20 protein-coding genes are annotated in these 15806 nt (G+C 38.5%); 7 read left to right on the top strand and 13 right to left on the bottom strand.

Translation table 11 applies throughout. The features are described 5' to 3' along the window. Positions 1 to 121 precede the first annotated feature (121 nt). Positions 122 to 652, top strand: coding sequence for an NMCC_0638 family (lipo)protein (locus tag MSG66_RS18715; RefSeq protein ID WP_420714261.1), 531 nt, complete (start codon positions 122 to 124; stop codon positions 650 to 652). A 60-nt stretch (positions 653 to 712) separates the two neighbouring features. On the opposite strand, the gene MSG66_RS12960 is transcribed toward MSG66_RS18715, so the two are convergent. The 4 genes from MSG66_RS12960 to MSG66_RS12950 form a co-directional block, all read right to left on the bottom strand. Beyond that, positions 713 to 2086, bottom strand: coding sequence for a dihydrolipoyl dehydrogenase (locus tag MSG66_RS12960; protein WP_324654321.1), 1374 nt, complete (start codon positions 2084 to 2086; stop codon positions 713 to 715). Between the two features lie 82 nt (positions 2087 to 2168). Beyond that, a complete protein-coding gene (locus MSG66_RS12955; RefSeq protein ID WP_324654324.1) occupies positions 2169 to 3365 on the bottom strand; it encodes a hypothetical protein in 1197 nt (398 codons plus the stop codon). A gap of 106 nt (positions 3366 to 3471) precedes the next feature. Then, on the bottom strand, positions 3472 to 3576 hold the full coding sequence (locus tag MSG66_RS18710) for a lipoprotein (protein ID WP_371864353.1): 105 nt from the start codon (positions 3574 to 3576) through the stop codon (positions 3472 to 3474). A gap of 152 nt (positions 3577 to 3728) precedes the next feature. Continuing rightward, positions 3729 to 4064, bottom strand: coding sequence for a TIGR01244 family sulfur transferase (locus MSG66_RS12950; protein WP_005036085.1), 336 nt, complete (start codon positions 4062 to 4064; stop codon positions 3729 to 3731). Positions 4065 to 4253: 189 nt separating this feature from the next. Here MSG66_RS12950 and MSG66_RS12945 point away from each other — a divergent pair, with 189 nt between their 5' ends. From MSG66_RS12945 to MSG66_RS12935, 3 genes are read left to right on the top strand one after another with little or no spacing between them, the layout of a single operon-like run. Continuing rightward, entirely contained in the window at positions 4254 to 5150 is an 897-nt protein-coding gene (locus MSG66_RS12945) for an alpha/beta hydrolase (RefSeq protein WP_324654320.1), read from the top strand. Next, positions 5151 to 5570 (top strand): thioredoxin TrxC, encoded by a 420-nt coding sequence (gene trxC, locus MSG66_RS12940; protein WP_324654319.1) that lies wholly within the window; start codon positions 5151 to 5153, stop codon positions 5568 to 5570. It begins immediately after the preceding gene. Between the two features lie 19 nt (positions 5571 to 5589). Then, the gene (locus MSG66_RS12935; RefSeq protein WP_324654318.1) at positions 5590 to 6009 is read left to right on the top strand and encodes an acyl-CoA thioesterase; all 420 of its coding nucleotides are present in this window, start codon (positions 5590 to 5592) and stop codon (positions 6007 to 6009) included. A gap of 39 nt (positions 6010 to 6048) precedes the next feature. Here MSG66_RS12935 and MSG66_RS12930 read toward each other — a convergent pair whose 3' ends face one another. Both MSG66_RS12930 and MSG66_RS12925 read right to left on the bottom strand, forming a co-directional pair. Then, a complete protein-coding gene (locus MSG66_RS12930) occupies positions 6049 to 6543 on the bottom strand; it encodes a DUF4442 domain-containing protein (protein WP_005804736.1) in 495 nt (164 codons plus the stop codon). A gap of 35 nt (positions 6544 to 6578) precedes the next feature. Further along, positions 6579 to 7067, bottom strand: coding sequence for a YajQ family cyclic di-GMP-binding protein (locus tag MSG66_RS12925; protein WP_004638746.1), 489 nt, complete (start codon positions 7065 to 7067; stop codon positions 6579 to 6581). Positions 7068 to 7158: 91 nt separating this feature from the next. Between MSG66_RS12925 and MSG66_RS12920 the strand changes: the two genes are divergently transcribed. Next, positions 7159 to 7473 carry a rhodanese-like domain-containing protein gene (locus MSG66_RS12920; RefSeq protein ID WP_004638747.1) on the top strand — a complete coding sequence of 105 codons (315 nt, stop codon included), beginning with the start codon at positions 7159 to 7161 and terminating at the stop codon, positions 7471 to 7473. 37 nt (positions 7474 to 7510) lie between these two features. Here MSG66_RS12920 and mnmC read toward each other — a convergent pair whose 3' ends face one another. The 4 genes from mnmC to MSG66_RS12900 are packed head-to-tail and all read right to left on the bottom strand — an operon-like array spanning position 7511 to position 10829. Further along, positions 7511 to 9385 (bottom strand): FAD-dependent 5-carboxymethylaminomethyl-2-thiouridine(34) oxidoreductase MnmC, encoded by a 1875-nt coding sequence (gene mnmC / locus MSG66_RS12915; RefSeq protein WP_324654316.1) that lies wholly within the window; start codon positions 9383 to 9385, stop codon positions 7511 to 7513. 23 nt (positions 9386 to 9408) lie between these two features. Beyond that, positions 9409 to 9873: a hypothetical protein gene (locus MSG66_RS12910; protein WP_324654315.1), complete on the bottom strand. Its 465-nt coding sequence runs from the start codon at positions 9871 to 9873 to the stop codon at positions 9409 to 9411. 4 nt (positions 9874 to 9877) lie between these two features. Beyond that, on the bottom strand, positions 9878 to 10180 hold the full coding sequence (locus MSG66_RS12905) for a YciI family protein (RefSeq protein ID WP_324654314.1): 303 nt from the start codon (positions 10178 to 10180) through the stop codon (positions 9878 to 9880). A 34-nt stretch (positions 10181 to 10214) separates the two neighbouring features. Beyond that, positions 10215 to 10829 carry a septation protein IspZ gene (locus tag MSG66_RS12900; RefSeq protein ID WP_262473763.1) on the bottom strand — a complete coding sequence of 205 codons (615 nt, stop codon included), beginning with the start codon at positions 10827 to 10829 and terminating at the stop codon, positions 10215 to 10217. A gap of 44 nt (positions 10830 to 10873) precedes the next feature. On the opposite strand from MSG66_RS12900, the gene MSG66_RS12895 reads away from it, so the two are divergent. Continuing rightward, positions 10874 to 11725, top strand: coding sequence for a PHP domain-containing protein (locus tag MSG66_RS12895; protein WP_324654313.1), 852 nt, complete (start codon positions 10874 to 10876; stop codon positions 11723 to 11725). Positions 11726 to 11729: 4 nt separating this feature from the next. Here MSG66_RS12895 and MSG66_RS12890 read toward each other — a convergent pair whose 3' ends face one another. Both MSG66_RS12890 and radC read right to left on the bottom strand, forming a co-directional pair. Further along, complete coding sequence (locus MSG66_RS12890; protein ID WP_262473766.1) at positions 11730 to 12641, bottom strand: bestrophin family protein; 912 nt, start codon at positions 12639 to 12641, stop codon at positions 11730 to 11732. A gap of 61 nt (positions 12642 to 12702) precedes the next feature. Next, positions 12703 to 13422, bottom strand: coding sequence for a RadC family protein (radC, locus tag MSG66_RS12885; protein ID WP_324654312.1), 720 nt, complete (start codon positions 13420 to 13422; stop codon positions 12703 to 12705). A 99-nt stretch (positions 13423 to 13521) separates the two neighbouring features. On the opposite strand from radC, the gene coaBC reads away from it, so the two are divergent. Then, complete coding sequence (gene coaBC / locus MSG66_RS12880) at positions 13522 to 14775, top strand: bifunctional phosphopantothenoylcysteine decarboxylase/phosphopantothenate--cysteine ligase CoaBC (RefSeq protein WP_324654311.1); 1254 nt, start codon at positions 13522 to 13524, stop codon at positions 14773 to 14775. 65 nt (positions 14776 to 14840) lie between these two features. Here the strand turns inward: coaBC and secF are convergent, their stop codons facing one another. Then, positions 14841 to 15806 carry a protein translocase subunit SecF gene (secF, locus tag MSG66_RS12875; protein WP_262473923.1) on the bottom strand — a complete coding sequence of 322 codons (966 nt, stop codon included), beginning with the start codon at positions 15804 to 15806 and terminating at the stop codon, positions 14841 to 14843.

Here is a 15806-nt window from a genome sequence, read left to right as displayed (position 1 = left end):
CACCCCCTACTATGTAGGGGGTGTTTTTTTATGCAGAAAGTAAACTGGAAATGATAGAATAATTTTGGGATGAATTATGATATAAACCAAATACCTTAAAATGATAACAAGAGTATGAATAATGAAATTTGTAGGATTAAAAATATTTTTGTGTATGCTAGCTATAATATTTGTTAGTAAATCTATCTATGCTAATGAAGCTGTAGAAAGTTTATTTAGCACAACAGCTTTTTTAAATATTTGTGTTAGTTCTAGAGGAAATCCAGAAATAATAAATAAACAAGCAAAAAATATGGGTTTTACTCAAATGCCTGATGAATATGCTGCACATTTTTTAAAACATTATAATGGGAACGCTTGGATGATAAGCTCTTCAGAAGGAAAGTTTGTTATTACTCAAATCGATAACGGCGTATGTTCATTATTTATAAATAAAGGAAACTCAACTGAAATTCAGAAGAGTTTAGAAAGTTGGTTGCCCCCAAAATCTACTGGTTTAACTTATAAAAAGGAAATATCTAAAGATAAAAATTTGACTACAACAAATTATATTATTTCTAAAGATGGAAAGGCTTTAGAGACATGGATATATACTAGTTCATCTGAAAAGAATACTTCACTAGTTGCGGTTATTTCACATCAAATGAATTAATTAAAACAATTTAATGTATAGAAGAGCCAACTTTTATTAAAGGAGCTCTTCTAAAATTGATCATTTCAACTGTCTACGAGCATGTTTTAAAGCAGTGCGAAGACCTTCTTCTAGAGTTGGGTGATAAAAGGGTTTCCCTAAAATATCATTTAAAGTTAAACCTTCACCTATTATCCAACTTAATAGATGGGCCATGTGTTCTGTGGCTTCTGTAAATAACTCGGCACCAAGAAGTTTTTGGCTTTTTCTTTCGATATAAACCTCAATGCCTCCTTTGTTTTTTCCAAGGACGATAGCTCTACCTTGTCGTTCATAAGAGGCTTCGCCAGTAATAAAGTCTATACCAGTCTCTTTTAGTTGTTTAGAACTTTGCCCAACGATCGCCATTTCTGGATCACTAAATACAATTCCTAATGGGGTAAGAGTCTTAATTGAATTGACTTGTGGGTAGTTCAAACAGTTATGAACAGCTTTTTTGCCCTCATGTGCAGCTTCATGTTGTAATGGCGTTGAAGTGTAGGCATCACCGACAATAAAAATTGGATATTGTTCTAATTGCTTAGTTTTTGCATTTATAGGTAACAGCTTAATATCTTCAAAAGAATCATCAATATTTTCTAGTTTTAAAGTATCAAGTAAACTTGAACGGCCTGTTGCAGCTAGAACATATTCAACTTTGAGAGTTTTCTCTTTTTCTTCAAGTTTATAATTTAATATAGCTTCCTCAGAATTACACTTAACTTCACTTGGTAGAGTCTCGAATAGAATTTTTAACTCTTTCGCTAGTTCTTTTTGCGCAAGTTGTTGAAGTTTCGGGCTAGTCAGTACTCCAATTCGTTTACTGCGAGCAAAAATTGTAGTTTCTACACCTAAACGATGCATTGCTTGAGCAATCTCAAGGGCAATCACACCACTACCAATGACAGCAATAGATTTAGGGAGTGTTTTTAACTCGAATATTTGATCTGTTGTTATAAGCTGATTACCAAGTTCTTCTTTCCAAGCTTTATCGTAATTAGGAGTTGAACCAACTGCCAGAATAAAACTTTTTGACTGGTACCGTTGCCCATTAACTTCTATAGTTTGTGCATCAATAAAATGTGCTTTACCAGAAATTTTATGTTCAGTCGGCCATTGTTCTACATCTTTTAAAGTTGCCTGAGTAAAACGATCACGCAATGTTTGTACGTGCTGCATCACTTGATCAGTATTAATTTTTGCAGATACACCCAAAGCAACCTCTTGAGCATTTTGAATGTCAAACATTCGATTTGCTGTAGAGATGAGGATTTTACTGGGCATGCAGCCTACACGAGCACAAGTGGTATCCCAAGGGCCATCATTTATAATTAAAATATTATTGGTATGTTTAACGGCTTCTTTATATGCGCTAATACCAGCAGTACCTGCGCCAATGATAATAATATCGAACATTTTCATTAAGCTATTTTAATAGATATTTAGAATATATAGAAAAACCCTCTTGAGCAGAGGGTTTGGTTCCAATTATTTAGCTTTAAAATGTAAATTTTTGCATAAAAGGTGTTTTTATAGTGGTGGAAACAGTCCCATTTTGATTAGTAGATTGACCTTCGATGCTTATACCATTAATGACATGCTTAAAGTTTAATGTAGTTCCGTTTAAGCTTTGTTTAAAAGTAAAAATATTTTGTCCTTCCAGATAAATACTGCCATTAAATTTTTGTGCATTCGTTGTTGAAGATTCATTTTCAACACGACTTCCTTCAAGGCTAGTAATACTTGGTAGACTTAATATTTGCTGATTACCTGATTTTACTTTGTATATCGCAATGTTCGTATTACCTGGAGTTGAGTTCACAACAAATGAAATTGGCTCTGCAAAAGGAACATTAGGGTTATCATTAATAAGTACGTTGAAACCAGAACCACCTTGTACTACGTAGAGATCACCATCAGTTGATGTATTATCTTTATATACACTCATTGCACCGGTAGTCACTTCTTTTTCAGTTGGTTGGCCTGTCTCTGGATCTTGAACAATAGTAGTTGTAGTGATTTTATAATCACTTGTTGTGGAGTTGATTAATACAAATCTTTTTTGCTTGGTTTGTTCAAGTCCCCATGACTGTTGGAATGGATATGCAAAGGCCCCAGTAATTGTCACATCTTGGAAGTTTTTATCATTATTTTCATTTTGAAAAATATAAATTCTGGTATTTGATTGATAATCCTCTAAATTTGGAGATGTATTATCGCTTGCCAGTTTAATATTTTTTAAATCATCTGCTGTAATATCAAAGTCCCAGTCACTATAACCAGTGAGTAAAGTTTTAATTTCTTCACCTTTAAATACGTAGCAGGCGCGGTAGTCTGTAGTACTCTTAATGAAGCATTTCTCACGATAATGGTCAGAGTACTTGGTAAGATCTACTTTTCGAATATCTAATGTTAACTTGAGTGGACCTTGGGCGAAGGTGTCTAATGCGTGATCAATGTAACCTTTTGATAGATTTTCATTATTAATATCATAGGCACCAAATAAATATTTTCCTTCTTGTTTTACGCTATTTAAAACAGAAGTCGCCAACTCTTGATCTGTTGATGGTGTGGTTGGCGTTGTTGTAGAGCCAGAATTTGAATTTTGGTTATAGTAGCCATCACTGCCACCTCCACCACAAGCTGTCAAAAAAGCAGCCAAAGTAATCCCACATACCCCATGAGTAAGTTTCATCATTATCCCCAATTAAAATGATAAGTTATTTAAAATAATTTTTTAGATTTATAAAATAACATATATTTCATGAGGTTGCTCATTATATTTATGAGCAGCTAGCTAATTAAATTCGTGTACCCATAGTTACTCCAACTGTAGGTTTTACTTGCATTGAAGAACACGCTGTAAGAATTAAACAACTTAAAAGAGCGAATATAAATTTATTCATAAAAATTAATAAATGATTCAAAAAGATTTAAATACTTTAGAGCAATATTATTTTTAGTTCTGTTGAATTCGTGCAGAGATATGCAAAATAAGTTATCAAAAACCCTATTTTAAAGAAGAAATAGGGTTTTATAGGATCTTAATTTCTTTAACTTAGTCGTCTAATAAATCCATTTGTTTCGCTAATTGATATAGATTATTTGAACGGTTTCCTGTGCGGCAAAACATAAGTACAGGCTTTGGCAACTCATTGTAATGATTAGCGAAAGTACGTACATCAAGTTCTGTAATCTGCCCAGCTACAACAGGTTGATAAACATAATCTAGCCCTACTTGGCGTGCTGCTTCTTCAATTTGAGCACTTGTAGGTTGTTCTGGGCCGCCTTCCATATCTGGTCGATTATTAATAATCGATTTAAATCCTTTTTCTACAACTTGGCCAACATGTTCTGGACCGATTTGACCTGCGAAACCAACATTCTCTGACATTTCGTCACTCCAAAATTTAACAAAACCTCTTATGCTGTATCATAGCATTAAGCTTAACCTGAGATACAAGACACTCGTGTGTTGTTCTGACTGAGAAAGTTATGTCTTATAGCTGAGCTGTAAATTTAAAAAAAGATCATCAAGCTATTTTAAAATTGGTTATTCATATTCTATTTCAACGGAGCACATATGCACGCTTATATGGTTGAGCCTTTATATGTTCCATGTGGTCAGGAAACGATCGCAGCTGATTTTTATATTCCAAAAACAAATCAAAAATCTGCCGTAATTATTATGGCCCATGGTTTTGCTGCGTTGCGTCAATTTAAATTAGTTCAATATGCACAGCGATTCGCACAGGCGGGTTATGCTGTTATTTTGTTTGATTATCGATATTGGGGGGGGAGCACTGGTAAGCCCAGAGAAATGGTCTCTATTAATTCTCAGTTAGAAGATTGGAAGACAGTTATTCAATATGCTTCGACTTGTAAGCTTGTGGATAATCGAAGGATTGTGTTGTGGGGGACCTCCTTAAGTGGGGGATATGCGCTAAGTCTGGCTTCTGAGTTAAAGAATATTCAGGCAATTTTAGTACAAATTCCTTATGTAGATGGGGCTGAAACTGCCAAGCTCTATCCTTTGCAACGCTATCCTCAAGCATTGAAGTTATCGAGTCAGGACTATATGGGATCAAAAATGGGGCTTAATCCCAAAAGATTACCTGTCGCTGATCAACATAATTTGTGTTTTATGCCTACTGCAGATAGTTATTATGGTTATTTATCGATTGTAAATCCTGACTATTATTGGAGTGGGGAAGTTCCCGCGCGTGTCTTTTTTAATTTGATGAGATATCGCCCAATTCAAGTTGTACGGCAGATTAATATTCCGGTTTTATTTATTGCAGCTCAAAAAGATTCCCTTATTCCTATTGAATCAAGTCGTGAAGCTGCGACAAATATTGCGCCTTTTGTGAGTTATCATGAGTGGGATATGAAACATTTTGATATTTATCACGGTTCATGGTTTGAAAAAGCAGTGATAACCCAATTAGAATTTTTACATCAGCATATAGGAGTGGTGTAAATGATTATTGTATGTGCATCGTGCGGTGCAAAGAATAGAGTTCCTGAAGAAAAAATTCCTGAGCAACCGAGCTGTGGGCAATGTCATCAGCCATTACTACCGCTTACGCCTATTGAGCTAAATGAGCAAAATTTTAGTAACTACATCACGAATAGTGATTTACCTATTTTCATAGACTTATGGGCAGAATGGTGCGGACCTTGTAAAATGATGGCGCCACATTTTGCGCAGGTCGCAAAACAGAATCCAGGCGTTATTTTTGCCAAGATTAATACCGAAGAATCTCCTCGCTTGAGCCAAGCTTTTCATGTGAGAAGTATTCCGACACTTGTCTTAATGAACAAAACGACAGAGGTTGCGCGTATTAGCGGCGCATTACGTGCGCCTGAATTGCAGCAGTGGCTTGATCAACAACTTTAAACGAATTTCGGGAGCTAAGGTGTCAGAAGCTTATACCAAACCAGAAGGGGTTTTATCCTTACAAACGATTGCCATGCCAGCTGATACAAACTGGAGTGGTGATGTTTTTGGTGGATGGATTGTGTCACAAATGGACTTGGCTGGAGCAATTCACGCAGAACGTTTCAGTCGTGGTCGTTGTGCTACGATTTCCATTAATCAAATGACCTTTTTGGTTCCAGTAAAGGTTGGCTTTGTCATTAGCTGCTATACCAAAATCTTAAAAGTTGGAAATACTTCTATTCAAATGCAAATTGAAGTTTGGGATAGTCATGATGACTCTCGTGAGCCAATACGCATTACTGAAGGAGTCTTTACCTTTGTAGCAGTTGATGTAAAAGGTAATAAGCGTCAAATACCTGAAGAAGCAAAACAAAAGTTTTTAGCATCTTGTGTATAATAAAAAAGCCCAAATTCAAATTTGGGCTTTTTTATATCTTTATTTCTTACGTTTAGGTAACCATGCCCATAGCATTTGGCACTGGATTGGTTCATTGCCTGCATCATCAATGACAGTAACCGGAATCACAAGTTCACCTTTCTCATTATCCGCAATAAACTTTTGCTGTTCAGCGGATAGCGTTGCTGTGGCAGTCAAACCACCTTCAACCACTTTTAAATAATCTACATGCAATGATTTGATTAATAAAATGCGGTTATCAGGAATGTGTAAACCCGTTAGAAAACCTGTTGCAGTTTCAGCTAAAAGAGCCATAGCAGCAGCATGGACTCCTTTAATATGGTTCTGCATATTTTTTTGGTTATCTAAGCGGACAGTAACGTGGTTTGAGTCTACTTCCAGATAGCGAATATTTGCTGTACCCACCATTGGCACGATACGACCAAACGCCTTGCTCCAAAGTGTACTCCGAATACCTTTAGGGAATTTTGAAGTCGCTTTTACCAGTTTTGATAGACGATTGGATTGAGACATGGAATTACCTTAGCTTTGAATGTCACGACAAAAGATTAATCTTTAAAGTTATTAAACTGTAATGGCACACCAAATTGTTGTTCACGTAAAAAGTTCATCACTTGTTGTAAAGTGTCACGCTTTTTATCCGTTACACGAATTTTGTCGCCTTGGATAGAAGATTGCACTTTAACGCCACTTTCTTTAATGGCTTTATTAATTTTTTTTGCAGTATCCGAGTCAAGACCGTCTTTAAGTTTAATTACTTGTACAAAATTTTTGCCTGAAGCAGCAGCTTTTTGCGGGTCTAGAGCTTGTACATCAATTTTACGTTTATAAAAATGATTTTCTAACATGTTGTAAACTTGTTCACACTGGAAATCGCTTTCGGTACTGATTTTAATTTCTTTATTTTTTTCGTTTATTTCGACTGAAACATCATGACCACGAAAGTCAAAACGTGTTGCAATCTCTTTTTGTGTGTTCTGTACGGCATGATTAACTTCAAAAATCTCTAATTCAGAGACAATATCGAAAGAAGGCATAGTTTAGACCTTTACAAAGGGAAAGAATATTTGAGATGCTAAGAGGGTTTTCTTCATTTGCCAAGTGTTGTTTACATCAAAGGAGTGCACAATGATCCGTAAACAAGAAATTACAACATTTGAATTCCCAGAAAATGCTGTTATCTGGGATGTCCGTGATACAAATGCTTATGCAGAAGGGCATGTTAAAGGTGCGGTAAATCGCCCGATTAATGATTTGAATGCTGATATTTTGAACCAGGTCTCTGCGGGTCAGCCGATTTATATTTTATGTGGTGGTGGTAGCAAAGCTCCTCGTGCAGCTGAGACACTAGAAGGATTCGATGCCTCGCGTGAATATGTCGTGCTGATGGGGGGGACACGTGCAGCTCGTGATGCCGGCTTGCCTCTAGAGCAGGGCGCATAAAAAAAAGCACCTTCGGGTGCTTTTTTATGGAATTGAACTACTGTGGTTTGAAATAAGGCTTTTTAGCTTTTACTTTTTTTTGGAATCTTTGAGGATTTAATTTTTGTAATAAGCGGTCCGGTACTGGACAAGCTTCTCCTAACATTTGGGCAACTAAAATCTCGCTGCATAGCGGAGCAAATAAGAAGCCTTTAGAACCAAGACCAGCAAAAGTAGCAATTCGGCTATTCTCCTGCATTTTTCCAACGAGAGGAAAATAATCTAAGCTTTGTGCGCGGATAGATGCTCGGCCTTGCCAAGTGGTCGTAGGAGGCAATTGTTGTGCATATTCAGGAAATACGCTGTGGATTAATTCAAAGTTATGCACATGGTCTTCGGGCAGTACTTCTTGATCCTCGCGATTTGGATAAAAAGACGCACCTAAAATCATCTGTGAAGTATCAAGTTGCATACAGTAGCCGCCATAGCTATAGGCTTCCTGTAAAGGCAGGGGAGCACAAGTATTATCAACCCAGCTTACTTGTCCACGTATTGGTTTTAACTGTGGATAGCTTTCAAAAAAAGTCGCGCTTTGACGTGCACAGCATACGATCACATGGTCGCTTTCATCGATAGTTTTATTCTCGCTTATGATTTGAACTTTATTTTCAAAAGAAACCAGTGCTGTGATATTGGCAATTTTTAGATCAATTAAGGGATGTTGCAAAATTTCATCACGTAATTGATGTGGTGAAACAGAACCCGCTTCGGTAAGTAAAACACTTGAATATGCAGTTTCAAGTGAGTTCGGTGAGTGGGTAACAACCTGAGCTGGATATTGATTGACAAGATCTAGAAGCTCATCTGCATTTTTCAATGCGACTTGTTGTATTTGAAGTGGGCGGAATGCTTGAAAATTTTTATAAAAATTTAAGGCATGTTGCCAACTTAAAGTCATGAGATGTTCATGACTTTGTTCAATTGGGCATAGTTTTGGATTAAGTAATGCCAAAGGGTTTCCAGAAGCACCAGATAATGCTTCTGTTTGCTCATATAAGGTGACTTGATGCCCGCGTGCTGCAAATGCCCACGCCGTAGTTAAACCTGCTATACCGGCCCCAATAATCGCAATATGCTGTTGTTCATTACTCAATGAGTGAACTAGGTCTAATGGTGAGGACACTTCATCAGATTGAGGTGGATTCCAGATTGCTTTGAGCATTTCACGTTTATGCCGAAAACCACGTGGACGAGAAATACTAATACCGTGCACCTTTAGCCCACGTTTTAAAACACCTGCGACACTAAAAGAGGAAAATGTACTGCCATAGTCAGAAAGACGAACAATATGGTTTAAAACATTTTGTTCCCACAGCTCTGGATTGCAAGAGGGCGCAAAGCCATCTAAAAACCAAGCATTTACTGCTTTAGTTTTCGCTATGCTTGGGAAAATGTCTTGTGCATCTCCTAACCATAGGTCGATGCTAAAACGCTCGTTTGGAAAAGTTAAGCGATGACACCCAGCAATAGGGAGCGGATATTGTTCAATTAACTGCTCTGCAAGAGGTTTAAGCTCATCCCAGACATTTAAAGCGCGAATGAGGTCAGCTTTACTTAGTGGAAATTTTTCAACACTAATGGCGTGTAAATGGCTTTGATTATCAGGACGGACTTGTTGCCAAAGTTGCCAAAGTGCAAGAATGTTTAAACCCGTACCAAAACCGGTTTCTCCTACACTGAAATATTCAAAATCTTTTAGATTGGCTAAGCGTTCTGATAAGTCGTTACCATTTAGAAAAACATGTCGTGTTTCAAGTAGGCCATTATCTTTAGAGAAATAGACATCACCAAATTGTTTGGAAATGGGAACCTCGATACCATCGATTAATTCCCAGTCCAGTTCTGCTGTTTGTATACGGTTTGATACGTTCATTTAGTTTAATAGATCGCTTAGATTTACCACTGGCGTCGACGTTTTGTATGAATATAACTAGAGATAAAGAAACCCAGCAATACGCCACCAGCTAAGGTAACCGCGCCATATAAAAACATTTGCGCACTACGTTCGCTTTGTAAGACTTGAACCTGAACAGAGAGGCTATCATTTTTTAACTGTAACTCTTGGTTCTGAGCAAGTGCTTCAAGATTGGCATGTTCTAACTGTTTTAAACGAGATGCCTGATCTTGAACTAAAGCTTTGATTTTCGCATCTTGCTGTTGTTTATTCTTTGCAAGTTGCTCAGCCGTGAGTGGTTTTATTGCGGTCGACACCGTTGTACCAGCTGTTGGAACTGGCTTGTTCGAAGTCTGAGTTGAAGGCGCGCTTGGCGGCGGTGTTGCTGGTGTTGCAGCAGGTTCAACTGCTCCAGCAGTTGAACATATCAAACACAAGCCAAGAAAGCTTTTGATTGCAGGCTGCATGCGATTACCCTTTTGGAAATGCTTTATTAAACGGTTTTACATCAATATGGGCATAAATGCCTTCTTTGAGAAATGGTTCTTCTTTTAACCATTCATCTAATGCTTCGCGACTGTCGAATTCAACAATCATGGTGCTGCCATAAAAACCTGCTTGAGGATCATTAGGGTCTTTTGGCATAGCTCCCGCTGCAACAATGCGGCCTTCATCATCAAGTTTTTGCAAACGTTCGATATGCTGAGGGCGTACTGCTAAGCGCTTCTCTAGAGTTCCTTCGTTATCGGTACAGCTTAGAACAAAAAAAGGCATGTAATCGTATCTCTATAATCAATCAGGAACCACTTTAAGCGTCTGGTGACTTAAAATGTTTACGTAAAATAATGAACTGAATAATGATAAATGAAAACATCACAATCATGTCACCAAATGCAGTGAATTCACCCCAATATTTTCCGCCGTGAAATAAAAATGCAAAGAACACATGCAAACAAGACATTACTACAAACATGGCTGCCCAAGCGAAGTTTAGATTTTTCCAAGCTTTTTCACTTAAGTCTAAAATAGGATCAAATAAACGTCGGATGAGTGGCTTACGGTCTTTACCAAACCAAGGTGAAACCAAGAATGCGCCAGCAAAAACTAAATTTAAAATTGCAGCTTTCAGACGGATATAGAAATCATCACTTAACATGAGGGTGATGCCACCAAAAATGACAGTCATAAACAGTACAAACCACTGTTGTTTATCTAGACGGAATTTTTGGAAAACAAATAGGGCACCATATACCACAAGCATTGAAATAATTAAGCCAGTAGTTGCTACAAGAATATTATTATTATCGGCACCGCCAGCAGACCCGATCAGTTTAAGTAAAGGATGCTGTGTGTCGGTTGGATCAACTGTTTTATACAAATAGAAGAAAATAATTAATGGAACAAAGTCCAGAAGTGCTTTCATGTTAGAGTATCTGATCAGGTTTGGTGAATGGCATAGTATAAAAGATGCAAGGCATAGATTTACATACACATAGCAATATTTCTGATGGAACTTTGTCTCCGGAATTACTGGTGCAAGCTGCTATAGATGTGAATTTGCATACTTTGGCTTTAACTGACCACGATACAATGGATGGGTTGCAGCGAGCTAGAATTGCTGCACAAGGTCATGATTTAAAGATCATTTCTGGTACAGAAATTTCAAGTCAGTGGTCACGTCCAACAACCAAAAAGAGTTATGGCGTACATATTGTCGCTTTAAACATGCAAAATGAAGCACCAATTTTAGAAGCATTAGAACAACAAAAAAGAGTACGAGCACAAAGAGCTAAAGTAATTTGCGATTTATTAGAAAAATGTATCGGTTTTCAGATTTATGAAGATGTTCTTGCCAAAGTAGAAGATCAGGCAGACCGCATCACCAGAACACACATTGCTAAAACACTCGTCGAGAAAAAAGTTGTAACCCGTCCTCAACAAGCATTTGATCGTTTCTTAAAAGAGGGAAGACGTGCTTTTGTAAAATTTGAAGGATTAGGGTTAAAAGAAACAATTGACATGATTCACGAAAGTAAAGGGTTGGCAGTTTTAGCACATCCTACTCGTTATGATTTATCTGCAACTAACGTTCGATATTTAATTGAATTGTTCGCAACTTCAGGTGGAGACGCAATTGAGTTACCTCCACCAATGGAAACTTTATCTACTCGCCAGATGGTTGATCGGATGATTGAGCAATATCAGTTAGCCGTATCGATTGGCAGTGATTTTCATGGTGAAAATATGCCATGGATTAAACTGGGAAATACACCTAAACCCGCTGCTAATCAGCAAGGCATTTGGGAACGTTTCCTCTAAGACTTTACAGTAAGTTATTATCTTGAGCCTGAATGGGTGGCGGGGTAGGTTTTCCTAGCGTTCCTAAAAGTTCAATTTCGATACTACGTACCATGGCATCTAAAGGTAAATCATTACTTTGAGTACCGAACGGCTCTTCAATTTCTGAGCTTAGTGCATCAAGTCCTAAGAATGTATATGCCAAAATCCCAACCAGTAAAGGTGTTGCTAAACCAAGCAATGAACCAAGACTAAATGGCAACATAAAACAGAAAAAATAGACAGTGCGATTGAGCAAAACTGAATAGGCAAATGGAATGGGCGTATTGGCGATTCGGTCACAGCCAGTTTGCACAACACTTAAATCTGCAACATTTTTATTCATCTGTGCATAGATGATGTCAGAGATTTCACCTTCTTTAAGCGCTTGCAATAATTCCCAGTGAATGAGGCTTAAGGTGTATTGAGGGGCATTATTTTGCTGATAGAGCTGGGTGAGTGCTTGCTGGCTCATACCACTGGTTTGTATGAGCTCAGTTGGGTTCGCTGTCTGACGGCGTAAACGATCACGTAACACGTTAGCAAAAACAATCACATGTTGAATGACACGCTCTCGACGGGCCTGAGTCAAAATCCGGCAGTCACGGTCAAAATGGCGTGAAGTTGCAATTAAAACGCCCCATAATTTTCGGGCTTCCCACCAACGGTCATAACACGCAGTATTTTTAAATCCTAAGAAAATAGAAAGTACGACGCCAATGAGAGTAAAGCCAACCAAAGGAATCTCTGGAAAGCGATACAGATTGATATATTCTACGCCACCAATGATTGACGAGATCAACATAACAACACCTAGAGAAGGGAGAATTTTTGGTAAAATCGTCCCTCGCCAAGAGAATAAAACTTTGAAAATACTAGGTTGATCACGAACAATCATTTTATTTTAAGCATCACTATTTTTGTTTCGATCTTCTAGGCTTAGTTAAGCTTTGTCAATATTATTGAACTGATCTTGTTGCGGGGTTGAGCAGTTGTTGTTCAGCAAATGAAAAGCTTCCTTCTGGGGAGATAATAAAATGATCTAACAAATGTATTTCGACAAGTTGACAGGCATGTTCCAGTTGTTGAGTTAAGGCAATATCTTCGGCAGAAGGCTGCGCTGAACCAAATGGATGATTGTGTGCGATAACGAGCTGGCAAGCATGTTGTTGTAAGGCGTAGCGTAGGGTTTGATTGACCGAGACAGCACAATGCTGCACTGAACCAAAAAATAGCTTTTTAAAATGAAGCTTTCTTAATTCTGGATCTAAACACAGCACTGCAAAGACTTCTTGTTTCTCGCCTTTTAATTCATAGCGCAAATAATCTAAAACTAAATCAGAAGAGTGAAGACTAAGATAGTTTTGCTGAAAGTGATGGTCCAGATAACGTCGTCCGAGTTCTTTGACTGCCAATAATTGTGAATATTTTGTTGCTCCAATTCCATTAAATTGAGTTAACTCACTTAACGATGAATCAAATACTGCATTTAGGCTACCAAAGTGTTGAATGAGTAAACGTGACAATTCGACTGCTGAATGTTGTCGGGAGCCTGAGCGAAGAAAAATCGCCAATAGCTCTGCATCAGAGAGACTTTGAGGACCTTGTTGCAATAACCGTTCTCTTGGCCGCTCTTGTTCGGGCCAATTTTTAATAGAAGTATTCATATTCCCCAGCATTATTCGCTTAAAATTTTATTTTGTTTGCCCAATCAATCTTGGGTCTGCGCGTATTTAATGCTATTGTGAGCGCCACTGCAACAGTAAGGTATCCTGTTCGTGAGCTTTGATCTAAGTGTTATTCCTCATAAAAACATTGTTTTAGCTGTTACTGGCGGAATTGCTGCCTATAAAAGTGCCATTTTAGTCCGTCGCCTTAAAGATTATGGCTTTGACGTGCGTGTGGTCATGACACATGGTGCTCAGGCATTTATTACCCCACTAACGTTTCAGGCCCTTTCTGGTAATCCTGTCCATACTGAACTTTTAGACCCTGCGGCTGAAGCGGGCATGGGACATATTGAATTAGCACGTTGGGCTGATTTATTACTGGTTGCGCCTGCAAGTTGCGATACTTTGGCAAAGTTTGCGCATGGTTTAGCAGATGACTTGCTCAGTACAGTGTTTTTGGCAACAAAATCTCCTGTCTGGGTTGCACCTGCCATGAACCAGCAAATGTGGGCGGCTAAAGCAACACAACGAAATTTAAAAACCTTGGTCGAAGATGGCGTGCATGTGATCATGCCGGATGCGGGTGAGCAGGCGTGTGGTGATGTCGGTTTAGGCCGTATGCCAGAGCCAGAAGAAATTGCAAGACAAGTGGCTGGCTATTTCCATCAGGCTCAACGTGCAATCGCTGAAAAATTTGGGTTGTTGGCTGGAAAGCGAGTTGTGATTACCGCTGGACCAACGCGTGAAGCGATTGATCCTGTTCGTTATATCTCGAACCACAGTACCGGTAAAATGGGTTTTGCTTTAGCTGCTGCTTGTTATGCTGCTGGTGCGCAAGTGACTCTAATTGCTGGACCCGTAAGTTTAGATACACCGAATGGTGTAAAAAGAGTAAATGTTGCCTCAGCAAGACAAATGTTAGATATCAGTATGAACTCGTTAGAGACAGGCTGTGATATCTTCATTGCAACTGCCGCAGTCGCAGACTATCGCGTAGCAGAAATTGCCGAGCATAAGATTAAGAAGGCAGGGGATGAGTTGAATGTTTCCCTTGTGAAAAATCCAGATATTGTGGCAACCATTGCGGGTCAGGAAAAGCGCCCATTTATGGTGGGCTTTGCAGCCGAAACACAAAATGTTGAAGAATATGCGGCAGGAAAACTGGTCGCTAAAAAACTAGATATGATTGCATGTAATGATGTGTCACGTGCAGATATTGGTTTTGCTTCTGATGAAAATGCCATGACGGTTTTCTTTGCTGAAAACTACCACATGAAAAAGCGTGAGTTAGAGAAAGCATCTAAACAAGAAATTTCTCAACAGTTGGTTGAAGCAATTTCGGATGCATTGCGCCGTAAATAATATGTTTTAAATAAAAAAAACCGCGAATTAATCGCGGTTTTTTTATACGTCTTATTTTAGACAACTTAAGGAATTTCATCTTCAAATTCAGGTTTAACCTGAACGATGAAGTCCTGACGGTTAAGTCCACGCCATAAGGCAAAAGCTGTACCGATATAAATTGAAGAGTAAGTACCTACAAAGACACCAACAAACATTGCAACAGCGAACCAGTGTAGACCATCACCACCTAAGAACATCATTGCGAGAACTACAAGCAATAAGGTCATTGATGTATGAATGGTACGACGTAAAGTCTCGGTTAAAGCAATATCGATGATTTCACGAGGCGTCGCTCCGCGAATTTTACGGAAATTTTCACGGATACGGTCTGACACTACAATGTTATCGTTAAGCGAGAAGCCAATAACAGCAAGTACCGCAGCTAAAACCGTAAGGTCAAACGGCCACTGGAATAATGCAAAAGCACCAATAATAATGATGATGTCGTGGAATAATGACATTACGGCACCCATTGCGAGTTTAAACTCGAAACGGATAGTCACGTAAATCAACATTAAAATAAGTGCAAGTGCAACCGCACCGGCAGAACGAACATAAAGCTCGTTACCAACTTGACCACCTACAGAGTCCACTTTATGAACTTCGGCAGCATTATTTGGTAACTGTACAGCTTGGGTGATGGTATTGGTGAGGTCTTCAACCTTAACTTCTTGTACAGGCATGCGCACAAGTAAGTCTTTATTACTACCCAGTGTCTGTACTACAGCATCTTTAAAGCCAGCTTTAGCAAGTGCCTGAATAACTTCAGACTGATTTGCTGGTTGAGCATAGTTAAGCTCAGCTGAAACACCACCTGTAAAGTCCAAACCGAGGTTAAGACCTTTAGTTGCAATAAAGAAAATACTCGCTAACGTAATAAGGATCGAGAAGATTGCCGCAGGTTTGGCAATCTTCATGAACGGGATGATTTTTGCATCATCCGGACGACCATATTGTTTTGAATCTTGTTGAGTCACTTTAGTCATCAT

This window comes from Acinetobacter sp. IK31 (genome assembly GCF_035615195.1).
GTDB lineage: Bacteria > Pseudomonadota > Gammaproteobacteria > Pseudomonadales > Moraxellaceae > Acinetobacter > Acinetobacter calcoaceticus_C.
This window is presented reverse-complemented; position numbering and strand designations above follow the sequence as displayed.

What these genes read in the sequence shown, in the direction of transcription:
- MSG66_RS12960 (WP_324654321.1), bottom strand. Translation starts at nt 2,086, where the DNA reads ATGTTCGATATTATTATCATTGGCGCAGGTACTGCTGGTATTAGCGCA.
- MSG66_RS18710 (WP_371864353.1), bottom strand. Translation starts at nt 3,576, where the DNA reads ATGAATAAATTTATATTCGCTCTTTTAAGTTGTTTAATTCTTACAGCG.
- MSG66_RS12920 (WP_004638747.1), top strand. Translation starts at nt 7,159, where the DNA reads ATGATCCGTAAACAAGAAATTACAACATTTGAATTCCCAGAAAATGCT.
- MSG66_RS12905 (WP_324654314.1), bottom strand. Translation starts at nt 10,180, where the DNA reads ATGCCTTTTTTTGTTCTAAGCTGTACCGATAACGAAGGAACTCTAGAG.
- radC (WP_324654312.1), bottom strand. Translation starts at nt 13,422, where the DNA reads ATGCTGGGGAATATGAATACTTCTATTAAAAATTGGCCCGAACAAGAG.
- secF (WP_262473923.1), bottom strand. Translation starts at nt 15,806, where the DNA reads ATGATGACTAAAGTGACTCAACAAGATTCAAAACAATATGGTCGTCCG.
- MSG66_RS12950 (WP_005036085.1), bottom strand. Translation starts at nt 4,064, where the DNA reads ATGTCAGAGAATGTTGGTTTCGCAGGTCAAATCGGTCCAGAACATGTT.
- trxC (WP_324654319.1), top strand. Translation starts at nt 5,151, where the DNA reads ATGATTATTGTATGTGCATCGTGCGGTGCAAAGAATAGAGTTCCTGAA.
- MSG66_RS12945 (WP_324654320.1), top strand. Translation starts at nt 4,254, where the DNA reads ATGCACGCTTATATGGTTGAGCCTTTATATGTTCCATGTGGTCAGGAA.
- MSG66_RS12930 (WP_005804736.1), bottom strand. Translation starts at nt 6,543, where the DNA reads ATGTCTCAATCCAATCGTCTATCAAAACTGGTAAAAGCGACTTCAAAA.
- MSG66_RS12910 (WP_324654315.1), bottom strand. Translation starts at nt 9,873, where the DNA reads ATGCAGCCTGCAATCAAAAGCTTTCTTGGCTTGTGTTTGATATGTTCA.
- MSG66_RS12895 (WP_324654313.1), top strand. Translation starts at nt 10,874, where the DNA reads ATGCAAGGCATAGATTTACATACACATAGCAATATTTCTGATGGAACT.
- mnmC (WP_324654316.1), bottom strand. Translation starts at nt 9,385, where the DNA reads ATGAACGTATCAAACCGTATACAAACAGCAGAACTGGACTGGGAATTA.
- MSG66_RS18715 (WP_420714261.1), top strand. Translation starts at nt 122, where the DNA reads ATGAAATTTGTAGGATTAAAAATATTTTTGTGTATGCTAGCTATAATA.
- MSG66_RS12955 (WP_324654324.1), bottom strand. Translation starts at nt 3,365, where the DNA reads ATGAAACTTACTCATGGGGTATGTGGGATTACTTTGGCTGCTTTTTTG.
- MSG66_RS12890 (WP_262473766.1), bottom strand. Translation starts at nt 12,641, where the DNA reads ATGATTGTTCGTGATCAACCTAGTATTTTCAAAGTTTTATTCTCTTGG.
- MSG66_RS12925 (WP_004638746.1), bottom strand. Translation starts at nt 7,067, where the DNA reads ATGCCTTCTTTCGATATTGTCTCTGAATTAGAGATTTTTGAAGTTAAT.
- MSG66_RS12900 (WP_262473763.1), bottom strand. Translation starts at nt 10,829, where the DNA reads ATGAAAGCACTTCTGGACTTTGTTCCATTAATTATTTTCTTCTATTTG.